The sequence below is a fragment of the Microterricola pindariensis genome (genome assembly GCF_002936985.1).
GTDB lineage: Bacteria > Actinomycetota > Actinomycetes > Actinomycetales > Microbacteriaceae > Microterricola > Microterricola pindariensis.
On sequence record NZ_MPZN01000040.1, the window covers coordinates 1 to 17,107 of the forward strand.

The following is a 17,107-nucleotide window of genomic DNA, read 5'->3' on the forward strand; positions in this document are numbered from 1 at the left end:
TGCAGCCCGCAGCGGCCGGTCGTGTTCGAGCGAGGCCCGGGCGGCCCGGGCCGCGGTGGCGAAGCGCCCGGCCTCCGCCCGGGCGACCGCCTCGAGCAGATAGGGCGGGACGATGAGACACCGATGCTGTTCGTGTCGATGCAGTTCATGTCGATGCTGTTGCTGCGCCATGCGCCGAGCATAGGCCGGGCGTCGGACGGTGGCCAGTGTCGTCAGCGTTGTGTGCCGGCCGACCGGCATGTGTCATGCTGAACGCGTGCAGCCCGCATCCGTCGCCCCGTCTCCCTCGGCCGCCAGCGCCCTGCCCGCGCTGAGCTGGAAGTTGCTGCCGGCCGCCCTCGTCTGCGGCTCGGCGGTGCTGCTGTTCGGCGTGCAGATCCCGCTCGCCGGTTACGCCGTGCTGCTGCTCGGGGTGGCCTCCGCCTGGATCGTCGACCGCACCCTGTTCCGCGACCTGCTGCTGATCGCGCTCGGCCTCGTGATCATCAGCACCATCTCGCTCGAGGCCAACATCGACTACCCGAACATGGCGCTGTTCGCCGTCGTGCTCGGCTCGGCCGTCGCGGTGCCCTACCTGGTGCAGCGCTTCGCGTACCGGGAGCGTGTGATCCGCTTCCCGTGGCGGGGGAGCGGGCGCTGGACGCGCGCCCAGTGGATCTACCTCGGCGCCGTCGTCGTGATGGCGATCGTTCTGCTGCCGGTTTACTTCATCTCCAGCGGCAGCTACCAGAACTGGCCGGCCGTGCACGAGCCGGATGCCGTCATCCGCCTGTTCATCGGGGTCAACGCCGTCGGCATCTGGGATGAGCTGTTCTTCATCTGCACCGTGTTCACCCTGCTCTGCCGGCACTTCCCCGTCTGGCTGGCGAACGGGCTGCAGGCTGTGGTGTTCGTGTCGTTCCTCTGGGAGCTTGGCTACCAGAGCTGGGGCCCTCTGCTGACGATCCCGTTCGCGCTGGTGCAGGGCGCCATCTTCCGGATGACGCGCTCGCTGAGCTACGTGGTGACGGTGCACCTGTTGTTCGACCTGGTGGTGTTCCTCGTCATCGTCTACGCCCACAACCCGGAGTGGTTCGGCGGCTAACCGCCACCCGCTGGCTTGAGGGAGCGTGCGACCGAAGCCGACACCCCGGCCGCGTCGGCCGCTCCCGCTGGTTGAGCCTGTCGAAACCCTGCCTGCTACGACAGGAAGCCGTCGAACAACGACAGCTTCAGCGCCGCGTCCCGCGCCAGCAGGAAGCCGATGATCCCGACGATCCACGCGGTCGTCTCGGCCGCGTTCTTGCTCAACCAGCCGCTCAGCCGCTGCAGCAGGGGCTCGACGGCTCCGGCCGCGAACAGCCTCGCCGCCAGCGCGAGCAGCGCCGGCAACACCATCACGAGGCAGTATGCGGCCAACAGGCCGGCGGATGCCGCCCAGCCGACGTTCGCGCCGGTGATCAGGGTGATCCCGGCCAGGTACGGCAGCATCGAGGCGAGTTCGATGCCCGCGGCGGTGAGGGCGAGGGCCATCAGGGGCAGCATCGAGGTGTCGCGGACGGTGCCGGGGACAGCCGCGCCCCCGAGCGCCGCAGCCCCCGGCCCCGCCGGGCCCGCGCCGCTGACGCCCATCGCCCTGGCCCGCCACACGGTGATGCGCCCGGGCTCGGCGCCCGCTTTCTTCGTGTCGATCAGGAAACTGCCGATGAGGAGGCCGGCCCCGAGCAGAAACTGCACCCAGATGACGGGCGTGGCCGCGAGGAACCGCTCCAGGTCGGCGCGCAGCACGTTCGCGCCGGCCATGATGGCCAGCCCCACCGCGAAGTAGAAGGCCACGATCGTGCCGAGGTAGAGCAGGACCCGTGCCGGCCGCAGCCGGCCGGGGACCAGCAGGAGCCAGAGCGGAATGAGCAGCGTGCCGAAGCTGGCGGAGTCCACCAGTGCGAGCCCGCCGAGCGCGAGCGGCAGGGGGAACCCGCTCCGCCAGAGCTCGTCGACGGAGTCGAGGGCAAAGCCGGGTGCGGGAATGCTCGCGGCGAGCGAGAGGATTTCGAACATGGGCTCAACGCTCGCAGCCCGCGGCGGCGGTGTCGTCGGGCAAAAGGGCGACGTTCCGCTCTCGCCGCGGGCCGGCCGTACATCGTTTGGCCGACGCACGGTGCGCCCCCGATGTGCTGAACTGGGGTGTGAGCACATCTGAGAACCCCCGGAGCGCGGCGAGCGCCCTGCACGCGGGCGGCGGAGCGCTCATGCGGCGTGCCCGCCGAAGCCCGGACGCGAGGGACGCGGTCAACGCGGTGCTCTTCGTGCTGCTCGGCGTCATCCTGGTGCTCTGGGGCCAGCTCGGCTACTGGGACACGGCGTTCGGCGGCGAGTCGGCGGCGCGGTGGCTGCACCTGGTGCCGGTGCTCGTGGGCGGACTGGCCGCTCTGCTGCGGCGACGGCGCACCCTGCTCAGCGTGGCACTGAGCGTGCTGGCGCTCGCCGCGGATGCCGCCCTCGGCGGCTCCGTCATCATGTTCGTCATCGTGGCGGATGCCCTCTACACCGTGGCCCGCTTCGCCGGGCCCCGCACCCGGCGCGTCGTCTACGGGCTGGCCGCCCTGGCCGCCGTGCTGCTCGCGGCCCTCGGCACGGTCACGGCCGCACGCGAGGTCCCGTTCGCCTGGTCGTTGCTGCAGTTCGGCGCGCTCTTCGGAGTGCCGCTCTGGTGGGGGAACGATCTGCGCCAGAAGGGCGAGATCGCGGACCTCGCTCTGGAGCGCCTGGCGGTGGAGCAGGCCCGGGCACGCGATCGCGAGCGCATCGCGCTGCTCGACAGGAACCAGTCGGTGCAGGAGGAGCGCTCGCGCATGGCGGCCGACCTGCACGACGCGATCGCGTCCAGGCTCTCGGCGATCGCCCTGCACTCTGCCGCGGCGTTGGCGGGCGGCACCGCCGATGCCGGCCCCGAGCGCGATGCCCTGCAGCTGGCGCGGGCGTCGAGCATCGCGGCGCTCGAGGACATGCGGGCGATGATCGTCGTCCTGCGCACGTCGGAGCTCCCGGCCGGGACCGACGGCGCGAGTGGCTCCGCCGCGCAGCGTGCCGGGTCGGCGCCGACCGCGGTGGCACCGACGGCGTCGATCGCGTCGCTGCGCGCGCTGACGGATGCCGCCGAGAGCGCCGGCGTGCGCGTGCGGATACGGGGCGATTCGCCAGAGGGGGTCTCTGCACCACTCGGCCAGACCCTCTACCGAATTGTGCAGGAGTCGCTGACGAACGTCGTGAAGCACGCCCCGGGATCCGCGGTCGAGATCAGCTTTTGCGCCGAGGCAGACGGGCTGGAGCTGCGAATCGAGAACGAGCTGGGGGAGCGAGTGCCGGCTCTGCCAGCCGGGCTCTCGGCCGCGCTGAGCTCCGGCGCCGGGCTGGAGATCATGCGGGAGCGGGCGGCGGCGTTCGGCGGGCGGCTGCAGGCGGGGGCGACGGACGACGCCCGGCGGTGGCGCGTGGTCGCCTCCTTCCCGCTGGCGGGTGCCGCGTGAGTCGGCCGATTCGTGTGGCGCTCGCCGACGACCATGCGGCGATCCGCATGGGGCTGCGCCTGATCTTGGAGACGGCCCCCGACATCGAGGTGGTGGGCGAGGCGGAGGACGGCCAGTCCGCGATCGAGCTGGCCCGGGCGCTGCGCCCCGACGTGATCCTGATGGACATTCGGATGCCGGGCCTGGACGGCATCCGCGCGACCCGCGCGATCGTCGAGGAACAGGCATCCGATGTGCTCGTGCTCACCACCTTCGACCTCGATGAGTACGTCTTCGAGGCGCTGCGGGCCGGGGCCGTGGGGTTCCTGTTGAAGACCGTGGAACCGGCCGAGCTCATTGACGCGGTGCGCCGGGTGGCGGCGGGCGACGGCGTGCTGGCCCCCGAGGTGACCCGCGCCCTGTTGGGCGCCTTCGCGGCCGCACCGACCCCGGTTGCGGGGAGCGCAGCGACGGCGACCGCGGTGGCCGAGGCCAGCATCGACCCGCGCATTGAGCCGCTGACGGAGCGTGAGCGGGACGTGCTCACCGAGCTGGGGCGGGGCCTGTCCAACCAGCAGATCGCGCGGGCGCTGTTCATCACCGAGGCCACCGCGAAGACGCACGTGTCGCGGGTGCTCGGCAAGCTGGGGTGCCGGTCGCGCATGCAGGCCGCCGTCATTGCCCGCGAGGCCGGTCTCGCCGCTTGAGCGGCCCTAGGCCGGCCGCACCAGGTCGAAGCGCCCCTCGGCCAGCGCCTCGAAGTACGCCGTCGGCCCGCCGCCGCGCATCACCGGGTGGGCGAGCGCCGTCTGGTAGACGCCGTCCTGGAGCAGCGCCTCGTCGATGTGCACGGCGACCACCTCCCCGATCGTGAACACGCCGCGCGAGGACCGGCCGTCCGCGCCGCGCAGCGGCACGACGTCGGCGACCCGGCACTCGAAGCTCACCGGCGAGGCGGCCACGCGGGGCGCCGCGATCTCGACGGACGCCGCCGCCTCCAGCCCAGCCGCGGCGAACTCGTCGACATCCGCCGTCAGCGAGCTGGCGTTCATCTGCTCGGCCAGTTGGCGGGTGACCAAGTTCCAGGTGAACTCGCCCGTCTCCTCCGCATTCCGGGCGCTGTGCTTGCGTGAGGTGCTGGAGAAGCCGACCAGCGGCGGCGTGTAGGAGAGCGCGTTGAAGAAGCTGTACGGGGCGAGGTTGCGCACGCCCGCGGTCGAGAGCGTGCCGATCCAGCCGATCGGGCGCGGGGCGACGATCGCGTTGAACGGGTCGTGCGGCAGGCGGTGCCCCTCGGAGGGGCGATAGAAGTGCGTCGGCATGAGGCCAGTCAAGCAGGAGTGCGGTGCGGGAGGAAGGCCGCGCGGCGGCCGAACGGCCGTCCGCGCTAGACGTTGGTGAAGCTGCGCGTGTCCTCGGGCGGCGGGCCGAGCCGGAAGCGCCGCCCGCTGATCTCGCTCGGAACGATGCGCACCCACACGTGCTTCTCGGTGGGCACGAGAGGCTGGAGCGCCAGCTGCTCGGCGCCGGCGATCTCGGCCTCCGTCTCCAAGACGCGCGCGGTGCCCTTGACGACCACGCTCCAGCCCTCCTCGCGGCCGACGCCGTCGATCTCGAAGGCGACGTTCGAGTTGATGGTGAGCTCGAGCAGCTTCGTTCCCTCTGAGGTGCGGATCGTGAGCACGTCGTCGTGGGCGATGTAGTTCACGGGGTAGATGTCGAGCACGCCGCCGACGGTCAGCGCCAGCCGGCCCAGGCTCGCCGACAACAGCAGCTCCCAGGATTCCGCGGGGGAGAGGACGATGATCGGGGCTTCATCTGTGGCCATGCCCTCATCCTGACACGCCGATGCCAGAACCGCACCCGCTGGAGCGTGCAGCGTTCTCTGAACCCGTGGCCCGCCGCCCTTGACGGCATGGGGTTGGCCGTCGCTATGCTGTTCCGCACACGGGGCCTGCAGCGCGGCGGGCTCGTCGAGCGGGGTTTCACCGAGTGGGTGGGGACAACGATGGCACGATCGCGATCAGAATCCGGCGGAGGCGGGAACGGTACCGCCGCGTCCACCCGACGCCCGCCCTGGCTCAGCATGACGCTGAAGGTCGCGGCCATCCTCCTCGTGACCGTCGTGATCTACGTCATTCCGCCCCCGGAGGGTGTCGACCCGCGCGGCATGCACATGCTCGGCATCTTCGTCGGCACCATCCTCGGTCTGATCCTGCAGCCGCTGCCGACGCCGTCCGTCGCCCTGATCGGGCTGGCCCTGGCCATGATCACCGGCACCATGGACCCGGGCACCGAGGCGCTGAAGGGCTTCGCGAACTCGACCGTCTGGCTGATCGTCGCCGCATTCTTCATCGCGGAGGGCTTCCTGCTGACCGGCCTGGGGCGCCGCATCGCGCTCTGGTTCATCACCAAGCTCGGCCGCTCCGCACTGGGGCTCAGCTACGGGCTGGCGTTGACCGACCTGGTGCTCGCCCCGGCGACGCCGTCGAACACGGCCCGCAACGGCGGCGTCATCTACCCGATCATCGCCTCGCTCAGCATCGAGCGGGGGTCGACGCCGGACAGCGATGAGTCGCGGCGCAAGCTCGGCTCCTACCTGGCCCTGACCAGCGCCCAGGTGAACGCCATCACGTCGGCCATGTTCATCACCGCCATGGCGGGCAACCCGATCGCGCAGCAGGAGGCCATCGAGCTCGGCATCGACGTGACCTGGGGCAACTGGGCGCTCGCCGCGCTGGTGCCCGGGCTGCTCAGCCTCGTCGCCGTGCCCTGGGTGATGACGAAGGTGTACGGCCCGAGCATCACCAAGACGCCGGAGGCGCCCGCCCAGGCCAGGCGCGAGCTGGCCGCGATGGGGCGGATGTCGCGCGGCGAGATCGTCATGACGGCGACCTTCGTGCTGCTGCTGCTCATGTGGATGCTCGGCAACACCCTCGGCATCAACGCGACGGCGGCCGCGTTCGTCGGCGTCGCGATCCTCCTCGTCACCCGCGTCATCACCTGGAAGGACATGGCAGAGAACTCCTCCGCCTGGAGCACGCTGATCTTCTTCTCGGTGCTCATCGGCATGGCTGACCAGCTCAAGGCGCTCGGGGTGATCGCCTGGGTGGGCGACAGCGTCGCGGGCGCCGTCGGCGGCCTGCCCTGGCTGGTCGCCTTCGCCATCCTCACCCTGGTCTACTTCTACGCGCACTACTTCTTCGCCTCGAACACCGCCCAGATCGTCGCGATGTACGCCGTGTTCCTCGGCGCGGCGATCAGCACCGGCGCCCCGCCGCTGTTCGCCGCCCTCGTCTTCGGCTTCATCGGCAACCTGTTCGGCGCCCTCACCCACTACGCGTCGGGTCCGGCCGCCGTCATCTACGGCTCCGGCTACATCAAGGTGCCGGAGTGGTTCCGGGTCGGCTTCATCATGAGCATCGTCGTCATCGCCATCTGGACGGTGTCCTCGAGCCTCTGGATGATGCTGCTCGGCATGTGGTGACGCAGCGCACCGGCGGCGCGGCTAGTTGTCCTTGCCGCGGAGCACCGCGCGCAGCTTCTCCTTGTTGAGACCGGCGATGGCGGCGAGCGGGATGCCGGCCGGGCACACCTGCACGCACTCGCCGTAGACGGAGCACGGCCCGAACTCCTCCTCCATGGCTCCGATCATCGCGCCGGCCCGTTTGCCCCGCTCCTCCTGTGTCGTCGGCAGCAGGGAGAGGTGCACGAGCTTCGAGCCGGTGAACAGGTTCGCCGAGCCGTTCGGGCAGGCCGCGACGCAAGCGCCGCAGCCGATGCAGGCGGCGAAGTCGAGCGCCGCCTCGACGGTCTCGTGGCTGGCCTGGTGGCTGTCGGCATCCGGGGCGGTGCCCGCGTCGATCGAGACGAAGCCGCCCGCCTCGATCACCCGGTCCAGGGCGGAGCGGTCAACGACCAGGTCTTTCACGACCGGGTAAGCGGCCGAGCGGAACGGCTCGAGGGTGACGGTGCCGCCGTCGGGGAAGCTGCGCAGATGCTGCCGGCAGGACGGGGTGTTCGCGACGGGGCCGTGCGGCACGCCGTCCACTGTCACCCCGCAGCTGCCGCAGACGCCCTCCCGGCAGTCGGAGTCGAAGGCGACCGGCTCGCCGCCGCCGGCGACGATCGTGTCGTTGAGCTTGTCGAGGGCCTCCAACAGCGTGAACTCCGCGCCCGCGCCGTCCAGCTCGTAGCTCTCGAACCCGCCGACGTCGTCGCCGGAACGCTGGCGCCAGATCTTCAGGGTGAGTCTCATGATGACTTGTAGTTCCTTGTCTCCGGCAGCACCGAGTCGAAGTGCAGCGGTTCGTTGTGGCGGGTCGGCCTGGCGCCGTGCTGCCAGGCCGAGACGAACGACCAGTTGGCGTCGTCGCGCGCCGCCTCGCCGTCGCTCAGCTGGTGCTCCAAGCGGAAGTGCGCCCCGCAGGACTCCTCCCGGTCGAGGGCGTCGATGCACATCAGCTCGGCCAGGTCGAGGAAGTCGGCGACCCGGCCGGCCCGCTCCAGCTCCTGATTGAAGCCGTCCGGGCTGCCGGCGACCCGCAGATCGGTCCGGAACTCGGCCCGCAGCTCCCGGATCAGCCGGATGCCCTCGCTGAGCCCCTCCGCGGTGCGGCTGACGCCGCAGTGCGTGTACAGGATCTCGCCGAGGCGGCGGTGGAAGCGGTCCGGGCCCTGGGTGCCGGATGACGCGGCGAGGGCATCCACGACGGCGCGCGCCTCGGCCACCGTGCCCACCACGGCCGGGTGGTCGGCGGGGAGCGCCTGCTGCCCGAGCAGCGGCGCCAGGAAGTTCGGCACCGCGTAGGGCAGGGTGAACCAGCCGTCCACGCAGGCGGAGAGCAGCGAGTTCGCGCCCAGCCGGTTGGCCCCGTGGTACGCCCAGCCGGCCTCGCCGCCGACGAACAGGCCGGGGATGGAGGCCATCGCGTCGTAGTCGGTCCACAGCCCGCCCATCGAGAAGTGCGCGCCGGGGGCGATGCGCATGGGCACCTCGAGCGGGTTCTCGCCCGTGGCATCCGTGTACATCTCGAACAGGTTGCCGTAGCGCTCCTCGATCACCTTCCGGCCGAGGCGGGCCAGGGAGTCGCGGAAGTCCAGGTAGACGCCGTTCTTCAGCGGGCCGACGCCGCGGCCGGCGTCGATCTCGTCGCGGGCCGCGCGGGAGGCGACATCCCGCGGGGTCAGGTTGCCGAAGGCGGGGTAGCGCCGCTCCAGGTAGTAGTCGCGCTCGGCCTCGGGGATGTCGTTGGCCGGCCGCGTCTCGCCGGGGGCGCTCGGCACCCAGATCCGGCCGTCGTTGCGCAGGGACTCGCTCATCAGGATCGTCTTGGACTGCCACTCGGAGCTGAGCGGCAGCGCCGTCGGGTGGAACTGGATGAACGAGGGGGAGGCGAAGAGGGCGCCGCGCTTGTGCGCGCGGAACGCGGCCGTCACGTTGGAGTTCTTCGCCAGCGTCGACTTGAAGAAGACGTTGCCGTAGCCGCCGGTGGCCAGCACGACGGCGTGCCCGGTCTGGGCCCAGATGTCGCCCGTGGTCAGGTCGCGCACGGCGATGCCCTGCGCCCGGCCGTCCGCGACGATGAGGTCGAGCATCTCGCTGCGGGTGTGCAGCGTGACGGTGCCGGCCGCCACCTGCCGGAGCAACGCCTGGGACGCCGCCACCTGCAGCTGTTGGCCGGTCTGCCCGCGGGTGTAATAGGTGCGGCTGACTTGCACTCCGCCGAAGGAGCGGGTGGCCAGCTGGCCGCCGTACTCCCGGGCGAAGGGGGCGCCGACGGCCTCCATGTGGTCGATGACGCGCACGCTCTCCTCGGCCAGGCGCCAGCAGTCGGCCTCCCTGGCACGGAAGTCGCCGCCTTTGACGGTGTCCTTGACGAAGCGGGCGAGCGAGTCATTGTCGACCTTGCGCCCGCGGGCCGCGTTGATGCCGCCCTGCGCGGCCACGCTGTGCGCCCGCCGGGGCGCGTCGTGGAAGGTGAACGCGTGCACGTTGTAGCCGAGCTCGCCGAGGGCGGCCGCGCAGGCGGCGCCGGCCAGTCCCGTGCCGACGACGATCACGTCGAACTTGCGGCGGTTCAGCGGCGACACCAGCTTGTAATGCAGCTTGCGGTCGGCCCACGCCCCGGCCGGGTCGCCGGCCGGCGCTCCGCCGTCGATGATCCCGCCGATGTCCCGCAGGGCGTCGATATTGATTGCTGCACTGTCGAAGACTGCACTCATTGCACGACCCCCAGCAGAACGGCGACGGGAATGGAGATGTTGCCCAGCATGATGGCGATGGCGAGGATGCCGGAGACCGCGACGGCGATGGCGCGCAGCCGGTGGCTGGTCGCGCCGAGGTCGTGGGTGGCCGTCCACAGGCCGTGTGCCAGGTGCATCCCGAGCACCACCATCGCGAGGATGTAGAACAGCGCGACCTCCGGTCGCTGGAAGCTGGCGATCAGGTTCTCGTAGGCGTGGCTGGTGTCGACGGTGCCGTGCTCGAAGGAGGCGCTCGCCGCGGGCCGCGTGCCCGTGGTCAGGTCGAGCAGGTGGAAGATCACGAACAGCAGCAGCACCACGCCCGTGACGGGCATCGTGCGGGCCAGGAAGGAGCGCATCGGCAGGCGCCTGCGGCGGAACGGCCCGCGCGCCCGCCGGGCGCGCGCCACCAGCATCGCCGCGCCGCCGACGTGGCCGACGAGGCAGACGATCAGCACGATGCGGAGCGCCCAGAGCACGCCCTCGTAGGGGAAGAGCGGCTCCAGCAGCGTGCGCAGCCAGACGGCGTAGGCGTTGAAGTGTTCCGCGCCCTGGTACACCTTGAGGTTACCGATCATGTGCACGAGCACGAACGCGGCGAAGATCAGGCCGGTCACGGCCATGATCACCTTGAGTGTGAAGTTGGAGAGGAACGGCCGTCGCCGTGGGGGAGCGGCCCGGCGGCCACTGCTCTGCGAACCCCGCTGCGACCCACTCTGGGCGCTGGCCTGGGGCGCGCGCCGGCTCGTGTTCTGGCTGGTGTGTGCCGTGCTCGACATCCGTGCCCCCGCTCGCGAACGTGCCTGGACCCCGACTCCGGCGGCGGGGGAGTGACAGCTTCACGATAGCCCGGCACCCGCCTGCAAGTGAAGCCCCCTCCCACGTTGGCTCGAGGAAGCTTGCGACCGAAGCCAATCATCCCTCCCACGTTGGCTCGAGGGAGCTTGCGACCGAAGCCAGTCCCTCCCACGTTGGCTCGAGGGAGCGCCAGCGACCGAAGCCAACCCACGCCCTGTTCGGCGGCAGGTACAGCACTCTGCTAAACTTTGGAGGTTGCCGTCTGAACGGCCGCGGATAAAGAGAGCCCAGGCATCCGGCCCCGGGCACCGCGCAACAAAGAGAAAAGGGGATTCCTCTATGGCACTCGAAGCTAATGTCAAGAAGGCGATCATCGAAGAGTACGCGACCCACCCCGGTGACACCGGATCCCCCGAGGTTCAGATTGCAATGCTCACGCGTCGCATCAAGGACCTGACGGAGCACCTCAAGGAGCACAAGCACGACCACCACTCGCGTCGTGGCCTGCTCCTCCTGGTCGGCCAGCGTCGTCGTCTGCTCGGATACCTCTCCGACGTCGACATCAACCGTTACCGCTCGCTCATCGAGCGTCTCGGACTGCGCCGCTAGTCGCAGCCGAAACGGGAGATCTTCGCTGATTACGCGAACTTCTTGTGAAACGGGCCGTCACCTTCGGGTGGCGGCCCGTTTTGCGTGCCCGGCCCACCCGTTGATCGAGCCTGCCGAGAACCGGCGGGGCAAACTCCCAGCCGGATACCCCTAGGGTATTTATATACCCACCGGGTATCCCCATCAATTGATCGACAGAAGGTTGTTTCGCGTGTGCAGTGCAGTGAAGTGTAGGAAGTGCGGCAAGACGACGTGGGCCGGATGCGGCCAGCACGTCGACGCGGTGATGCGCGGCGTCGCGCGCGCCGACCGCTGCCAGGGCCACGAGAACGACCCGAAGGAGCCCGGCTTCTTCGCGCGCCTCTTCGGCAGGTAGGCCGAGAGTCGCGCACCCTGGCCCCGTTCGTTCTCGAGCGGGGCCTTTCGCGTGCGCGGGCGCGCGGGCGCGGGCTGCGGCGCGTTCGCGCCCGAGCGTCTAGGCTCGGCGCATGCGCTTCGGAATCGTCATCCTGCCCCAATTCGACTGGCCGGAAGCCGCCCGCTACTGGAGCGGTGCAGAGCAGCTCGGCTTCGATCACGCCTGGACCTACGACCACCTGTCCTGGCGGAGCCTCGCGGGGGAGCGCTGGCACGCCACCATCCCCACGCTGACGGCCGCCGCGATGGTGACCGGGCGCATCGGGCTCGGCACCTTCGTCGCCTCGCCGAACTACCGGCACCCGGTGCCGTTCGCCAAGGACGTCGCCACGCTTGACCAGATCTCCGGAGGGCGACTCGTGCTGGGGCTCGGCTCCGGCGGCACCGGCTTCGACTCCGTCGTGCTCGGGCAAGAGCCGCTCACGGCCCGGCAGCGCTTCGACCGCTTCGAGGAGTTCGCCGAGGGGCTCGACGTGCTGCTCCGCGGCGAGGAGGGCGCGAGCGAGCCGGATGCCGCGGGCGGCATCTCCTTCGCCGGCGAGCACTTCGCGGCCGCCGGCGCGCGCATGGTGGGCGCGCCCCCGCAGCACCCGCGCACCCCGTTCCTGATGGCGGCGAACGGGCCGCGCAGCATGCGGCTGGCCACCCGACTCGGGCAGGGCTGGGTGACCACCGGGCCGGACGGCGTTGTCGGGGAGGAATGGTGGCAGGGCGTCGCCGCGCTCGGCGCGCGCCTGGACGCGCAGCTGGCCGCCGACGGCGTCGACCCGGCCGGCTTCGGCCGCAGCCTGTCGCTGGACTCCGGCGGGCAGTTCGCGCTGGAGAGCGTCGGCGCGTTCGAGGACAGCGTGGGCCGGGCGAGAGAGCTCGGCTTCACCGACGTCATGGTGCACTGGCCGCGGCCGGAGGGGATCTACGCCGGCTCGGAGTCCGTGCTCGAGGAGGCCGCGAGCCGGCTGGCGGCGCTCCGCTGATCCCGCGTCACCCGTTGGTCGAGTAGCGAGGAACGAGCGTATCGAGACCTCTGCCCTGGCGCAGTTTCGCGCTGGAACCGGGTCTCGATACGGCCCTGGCGGGCCTACTCGACCAACGGGAAGGCGCGGGGTTGGCTTCGGTCGCAAGCTCCCTCGAGCCAACGGGAGAGCAACGGGAAGGCGGCGCCCTACATGTCGGGCGGGCCGTCCTGGGCAGCGGCCGGGTCCATCCAGAGGATCTCCCAGACGTGGCCATCCGGGTCGGCGTAGGCGCGGCTGTACATGAAGCCCATGTCCTGAGCGTCGCGGGTCTCGGTGCCGCCGGCGGCCAGCGCCTTGCCCAAGTGGGCGTCGACCGCCTCCCGGCTCGGCTCGTCCAGCGCGTTCAGCACCTGGATGCTGTTCTGTGCGTCGATCAGCTCCTTCGTGGTGAACGTCTTGAAGAAGTCCGGCTTCAGCAGCATCGCGTAGATGGCGTCGCTCAGCACGACGCAGATCGCGTTGTCATCCGAGAAGTTCTCGTTGATGGAGTACCCGAGCGCACTGTAGAAGTCGCGGGAGCGCTGCAGGTCGTTCACGGCGAGGTTGACGAAGATCGAGGAGGGCATTGCTCGGCTCGCTTTCTGAGGGTGGGGGAGCGTGTGCCCCTCAGGTTGCCGCGCCGTGCCGGCATCCGCAAGCCCCTTTTGTCGGCCGATGGATGCCGCGGCACGCAATCCTGAGAAAAACTCTGCATCGGGGTGGCTGCGGAGTAATCTCGGCTGCATGTCGATCTGGCGCACCAAGAGCATTGAGGCCTCGCTGGCCGACTCGCACCTGGAGCACCGCAGCCTGACCCGCACGCTCGGCACCTTCGACCTCGTGATCATGGGTGTCGCCGTCGCGGTCGGCGCGGGCATCTTCTCGGTCGGGGCGAAGGCCGCCGGCAGCTATGCCGGGCCGTCGGTGACGCTCGCCTTCGTGCTCGCCGCCGTCACCTGTGCGCTGGCGATCATGTGTTACGCCGAGTTCGCCTCGACGATCCCCGTCGCCGGCTCCGCGTACACCTATACCTACGCCACCCTCGGCGAGCTGCTCGCCTGGATCATCGGCTGGGACCTGATCCTCGAGATGCTCACGGCCGGGGCCGTCATCGCCAAGTACTGGGGTATCTATCTGAGCGGTGTGTTCGAGCTGTGGAACTGGGACGTGCCCTCGACCATCAACGTGGCCGGCCTGGAGGTCAGCTGGGGTCCGTTCCTCATCGTCGCCATCTTCACCACACTGCTCGTGCTCGGCACCAAGCTGAGCTCCCGGGTTGGCGCCGTGTTCACCATCATCAAGGTGGCGATCGTGCTGTTCGTCATCATCGTCGGTGCCTTCTACATCAACCCGGCCAACTACACGCCGTTCATCCCGCCGGCCGTGCCCGCCGCGCCGGGCGAGGGTGACGCCTGGGCGCAGTCTCTGTTCTCCTTCGCGACGGGCGCAGCCCCCGCCCAATACGGCATCTTCGGGCTGCTCGCCGGAGCCTCGCTCGTCTTCTTCGCCTTCATCGGCTTCGACGTCGTCGCCACCTCCGCCGAGGAGGTGAAAGACCCGCAGCGCACCCTGCCGCGCGGCATCTTCGGCGGCCTCGCCATCGTCAGCGTGCTCTACATCGCCGTCAGCCTGGTGCTGACCGGAATGGTCTCCTACCGGGTGCTGGCGGATGCCGCCGAGCCCAGCCTCGCGACGGCCTTCGTCGCCGTCGGCGCCGGCTGGGCCGCGCAGGTGATCTCCATCGGCATCCTCGCCGGCCTCACCACCGTGATCATGGTGCTGCTGCTCGGCCTGGCCCGCGTTCTCTTCGCGATGAGCCGCGACGGCCTGCTGCCGCAGTGGATGAGCCGCACCTCCGACACCCGGCATACCCCCGCCCGGGTGCAGATCCTGGTGGGCGTGCTCGTCGCGCTGCTCGCCGGCCTCACCGACATCGGCGTGCTCGAGGAGATGATCAACATCGGCACGCTCTCCGCCTTCGTTCTGGTGAGCATCGCCGTCGTGGTGCTGCGCCGCAAGCGCCCCGACCTGCCGCGCGCCTACAAGGTGCCGTGGTCGCCGGTGCTGCCGATCCTCTCCGCCGCGCTCTGCGTCTGGCTGATGCTCAACCTGACCACGCTGACCTGGGTGCGCTTCCTCGTCTGGCTGGCCCTCGGCCTGATCGTCTACTTCGCGTACAGTCGGAGGCACTCGGTGCTGGGGCGGCAAGAGGCCGCCGAGCAGCATGCCACCGAGCAGCATGCCGCCGAGCAGCAGGCCACCGACACGTCGGCCGGCGGTCGGCGCGCACCCGATCAGGAGGAATGATGTCTCGAGCGGTCATGTTCAGCGCCTTCGGCCCCGCCACACAGGTCTTCGACGTGCTCGAGGTGCCCGAGCCGCACGCCTCCGCCGGGCAGGTGCGGGTGCGGGTGAAGGCGGCCGGCCTCAACCCGGTCGACTGGAAGATCGCGCTCTATCCTCCCGTCGCCGCCGCGTACCACCTCGCTGAACCGCCATCGGGGAACGGCAACGACTTCTCCGGGGTGATCGACGAGGTCGGTGACGGAGTCACCGGCTGGAGCGTCGGCGACGAGGTGTACGGCGGGCGCCGCTTCTACGCCCAGGCCGACTACGTGCTCGCCGACCCCGACACCCTCGTGGCCAAGCCCGCCGGGCTCGGCTGGGAACAGGCGGGCGCGCTGGACATTGTGGGCCGCACCGCCTGGGCCGAGGTGGCCAGCCAGAATCTGACGGCGGCCGACACCGTGCTCGTCACGGCGGCCGCCGGTGGGGTCGGAGTGCTGGCCGTGCAGCTGGCCCGGCGCGCCGGCGCCACCGTCATCGGCACCGCCAGCCGCGAGAACCACGCCTACCTGCGCTCGCTCGGCGCGACTCCCGTGCTCTACGGCGACGGCCTCGTCAAGCGCATTCGCGCGCTTGCGCCGACCGGCGTCACCGTCGTCCTCGACCATCACGGGGCGGCATCGATCCAGGCGGGGCTGGACCTGGGCGTCGACCCGAGCCGCATCAACACCATCGCCGACCGGCCGTTCGCCGCCCAGCACGGCGTGGCGACCGTCGGTGGGGCCGCGGCGGGCCGGGCGGAGCTGGCCGAGCTCGGACAGCTCATCGCCGCCGGCGAGGTGGACTTCCCGATTGAGGCCCGGTACCCGCTCGAGCAGGTGCGCGAGGCCTACGCCCGGCTGCAGTCCGGGCATCTGCGCGGCAAGATCGTGCTCGTCACCGAGTAGTGTCTGAGCGCGGCCGAGTGCCGCCTTCCGAACCGGGGGAAACGGATGTCGAATTCGCGGGAATAGCGCGGGCGCGGCATCCGTTGTCCCATTTACATGCAAACGCATGGAATAATTGCAGTACTCACCAGAACCAGGCTCGCAGCAGCGAGAGAAGGAGCGGGCGTTCGCCATGCAGTTCGGACTCTTCACCGTCAGTGACATCACGCAGGACCCGACCACCGGCAAGACGCCGAGTGAGAACGAGCGGATCAAGGCCACTGTCGCCATCGCCAAGCATGCCGAGGAGGTCGGCCTCGACGTCTTCGCACTCGGCGAGCACCACAACCCGCCGTTCTGGTCCTCCTCGCCGACGACCACGCTCGCCGCGATCGCGGCCCAGACCAGCACCCTGCACCTCTCCACCGCCACCACGCTGATCACCACGAACGACCCGGTGAAGATCGCCGAGGACTTCGCGATGCTGCAGCACCTGGCCGACGGCCGCGTCGACCTGACCCTCGGCCGCGGCAACACCGGCCCGGTCTACCCGTGGTTCGGCAAGGACATCCGCCAGGGCATCGAGCTCGCGCTCGAGAACTACGCCCTGCTGCGCCGGCTCTGGCGCGAGGACTTCGTCGACTGGAGCGGCCAGTTCCGCACCCCGCTGCAGGGCTTCCAGTCCACGCCGCGGCCGCTCGACGACGTGCCCCCGTTCGTCTGGCACGGCTCCATCCGCAGCCCGGAGATCGCCGAGCAGGCCGCCTTCTACGGCGACGGCTTCTTCGCGAACCACATCTTCTGGCCGGCATCCCACACCCAGAAGATGGTGGCGTTCTACCGCCAGCGCTTCGAGCACCACGGCCACGGCCGTGCCGACCAGGCCATCGTCGGGCTCGGCGGGCAGATCTTCATCGGCAAGACCTCGCAGGAGGCCAAGGCCGCGTTCCGCCCGTACTTCGACAACGCGCCGGTGTACGGCCACGGCCCGAGCCTCGAGGAGTTCACCAGCCAGACGCCGCTGACCGTCGGCAGCCCGCAGGAGATCATCGACAAGACGCTCGGCTTCCGCGACTACGTCGGCGACTACCAGCGCCAGCTGTTCCTGATGGACCACGCCGGCCTCCCGCTGAAGACCGTGCTCGAGCAGCTCGACCTGCTCGGCAGCGAGGTGCTGCCGACGCTCCGCCGCGAGTTCGACGCCCGCCGCGCGCCCGGCGTGCCCGAGGCGCCGACGCACGCCTCGCTGCTGGCCGCCAAGAACGCGGCAGCGGCCGCGGCCCCGGATGCCGTGGCGGCCGCCCCCGGTTCGGCCTTCGGCCTCGGCGCCGCGAAGGGGGCCTAG

17 protein-coding genes are annotated in these 17,107 nt (G+C 70.4%); 10 read left to right on the forward strand and 7 right to left on the reverse strand.

Annotated features, from left to right (window positions below; translation table 11 throughout):
- Positions 1-256 precede the first annotated feature (256 nt).
- Positions 257-1,084 (forward strand): CPBP family intramembrane metalloprotease, encoded by an 828-nt coding sequence (locus GY24_RS11825; protein ID WP_233279334.1) that lies wholly within the window; start codon positions 257-259, stop codon positions 1,082-1,084.
- Between the two features lie 95 nt (positions 1,085-1,179).
- Here GY24_RS11825 and GY24_RS11830 read toward each other — a convergent pair whose 3' ends face one another.
- Complete coding sequence (locus GY24_RS11830) at positions 1,180-2,037, reverse strand: GAP family protein (RefSeq protein ID WP_104476006.1); 858 nt, start codon at positions 2,035-2,037, stop codon at positions 1,180-1,182.
- A 128-nt stretch (positions 2,038-2,165) separates the two neighbouring features.
- Between GY24_RS11830 and GY24_RS11835 the strand changes: the two genes are divergently transcribed.
- Together GY24_RS11835 and GY24_RS11840 are read left to right on the forward strand one after the other, a co-directional pair.
- The gene (locus tag GY24_RS11835; RefSeq protein ID WP_133161186.1) at positions 2,166-3,506 is read left to right on the forward strand and encodes a sensor histidine kinase; all 1,341 of its coding nucleotides are present in this window, start codon (positions 2,166-2,168) and stop codon (positions 3,504-3,506) included.
- Entirely contained in the window at positions 3,503-4,192 is a 690-nt protein-coding gene (locus GY24_RS11840) for a response regulator (RefSeq protein WP_104476010.1), read from the forward strand. The genes GY24_RS11835 and GY24_RS11840 overlap by 4 nt, the downstream gene beginning before the upstream one ends.
- 6 nt (positions 4,193-4,198) lie before the next feature.
- Here the strand turns inward: GY24_RS11840 and GY24_RS11845 are convergent, their stop codons facing one another.
- Complete coding sequence (locus GY24_RS11845; RefSeq protein WP_104476012.1) at positions 4,199-4,807, reverse strand: flavin reductase family protein; 609 nt, start codon at positions 4,805-4,807, stop codon at positions 4,199-4,201.
- A 65-nt stretch (positions 4,808-4,872) separates the two neighbouring features.
- Complete coding sequence (locus GY24_RS11850) at positions 4,873-5,313, reverse strand: pyridoxamine 5'-phosphate oxidase family protein (protein ID WP_104476014.1); 441 nt, start codon at positions 5,311-5,313, stop codon at positions 4,873-4,875.
- A 258-nt stretch (positions 5,314-5,571) separates the two neighbouring features.
- On the opposite strand from GY24_RS11850, the gene GY24_RS11855 reads away from it, so the two are divergent.
- Positions 5,572-6,972 carry an anion permease gene (locus GY24_RS11855; protein WP_233279335.1) on the forward strand — a complete coding sequence of 467 codons (1,401 nt, stop codon included), beginning with the start codon at positions 5,572-5,574 and terminating at the stop codon, positions 6,970-6,972.
- 21 nt (positions 6,973-6,993) lie between these two features.
- On the opposite strand, the gene GY24_RS11860 is transcribed toward GY24_RS11855, so the two are convergent.
- From GY24_RS11860 to GY24_RS11870, 3 genes are read right to left on the reverse strand one after another with little or no spacing between them, the layout of a single operon-like run.
- Positions 6,994-7,743 carry a succinate dehydrogenase/fumarate reductase iron-sulfur subunit gene (locus GY24_RS11860; protein ID WP_104476016.1) on the reverse strand — a complete coding sequence of 250 codons (750 nt, stop codon included), beginning with the start codon at positions 7,741-7,743 and terminating at the stop codon, positions 6,994-6,996.
- The gene (locus GY24_RS11865; protein ID WP_104476018.1) at positions 7,740-9,710 is read right to left on the reverse strand and encodes a fumarate reductase/succinate dehydrogenase flavoprotein subunit; all 1,971 of its coding nucleotides are present in this window, start codon (positions 9,708-9,710) and stop codon (positions 7,740-7,742) included. Before GY24_RS11865 ends, GY24_RS11860 begins: the two co-directional genes overlap by 4 nt.
- Positions 9,707-10,510 carry a succinate dehydrogenase cytochrome b subunit gene (locus GY24_RS11870; protein WP_104476020.1) on the reverse strand — a complete coding sequence of 268 codons (804 nt, stop codon included), beginning with the start codon at positions 10,508-10,510 and terminating at the stop codon, positions 9,707-9,709. Before GY24_RS11870 ends, GY24_RS11865 begins: the two co-directional genes overlap by 4 nt.
- A 358-nt stretch (positions 10,511-10,868) precedes the next feature.
- Between GY24_RS11870 and rpsO the strand changes: the two genes are divergently transcribed.
- The 3 genes from rpsO (at position 10,869) to GY24_RS11880 (ending at position 12,529) form a co-directional block, all read left to right on the forward strand.
- The gene (gene rpsO, locus GY24_RS11875; RefSeq protein WP_083364512.1) at positions 10,869-11,138 is read left to right on the forward strand and encodes a 30S ribosomal protein S15; all 270 of its coding nucleotides are present in this window, start codon (positions 10,869-10,871) and stop codon (positions 11,136-11,138) included.
- A 223-nt stretch (positions 11,139-11,361) separates the two neighbouring features.
- A complete protein-coding gene (locus tag GY24_RS17805) occupies positions 11,362-11,514 on the forward strand; it encodes a hypothetical protein (protein ID WP_162496162.1) in 153 nt (50 codons plus the stop codon).
- Between the two features lie 112 nt (positions 11,515-11,626).
- Positions 11,627-12,529 carry an LLM class flavin-dependent oxidoreductase gene (locus tag GY24_RS11880; RefSeq protein WP_104476022.1) on the forward strand — a complete coding sequence of 301 codons (903 nt, stop codon included), beginning with the start codon at positions 11,627-11,629 and terminating at the stop codon, positions 12,527-12,529.
- A 188-nt stretch (positions 12,530-12,717) separates the two neighbouring features.
- Here GY24_RS11880 and GY24_RS11885 read toward each other — a convergent pair whose 3' ends face one another.
- Complete coding sequence (locus GY24_RS11885; RefSeq protein WP_104476024.1) at positions 12,718-13,137, reverse strand: VOC family protein; 420 nt, start codon at positions 13,135-13,137, stop codon at positions 12,718-12,720.
- Positions 13,138-13,294: 157 nt separating this feature from the next.
- On the opposite strand from GY24_RS11885, the gene GY24_RS11890 reads away from it, so the two are divergent.
- The 3 genes from GY24_RS11890 to GY24_RS11900 all read left to right on the forward strand — a co-directional run bounded on the left by GY24_RS11890 (position 13,295) and on the right by GY24_RS11900 (position 17,107).
- Entirely contained in the window at positions 13,295-14,857 is a 1,563-nt protein-coding gene (locus GY24_RS11890; RefSeq protein WP_104476026.1) for an amino acid permease, read from the forward strand.
- Positions 14,854-15,783 (forward strand): NADP-dependent oxidoreductase, encoded by a 930-nt coding sequence (locus GY24_RS11895; protein ID WP_202972940.1) that lies wholly within the window; start codon positions 14,854-14,856, stop codon positions 15,781-15,783. Before GY24_RS11890 ends, GY24_RS11895 begins: the two co-directional genes overlap by 4 nt.
- Positions 15,784-15,955: 172 nt before the next feature.
- Positions 15,956-17,107 carry an LLM class flavin-dependent oxidoreductase gene (locus GY24_RS11900; RefSeq protein WP_104476030.1) on the forward strand — a complete coding sequence of 384 codons (1,152 nt, stop codon included), beginning with the start codon at positions 15,956-15,958 and terminating at the stop codon, positions 17,105-17,107.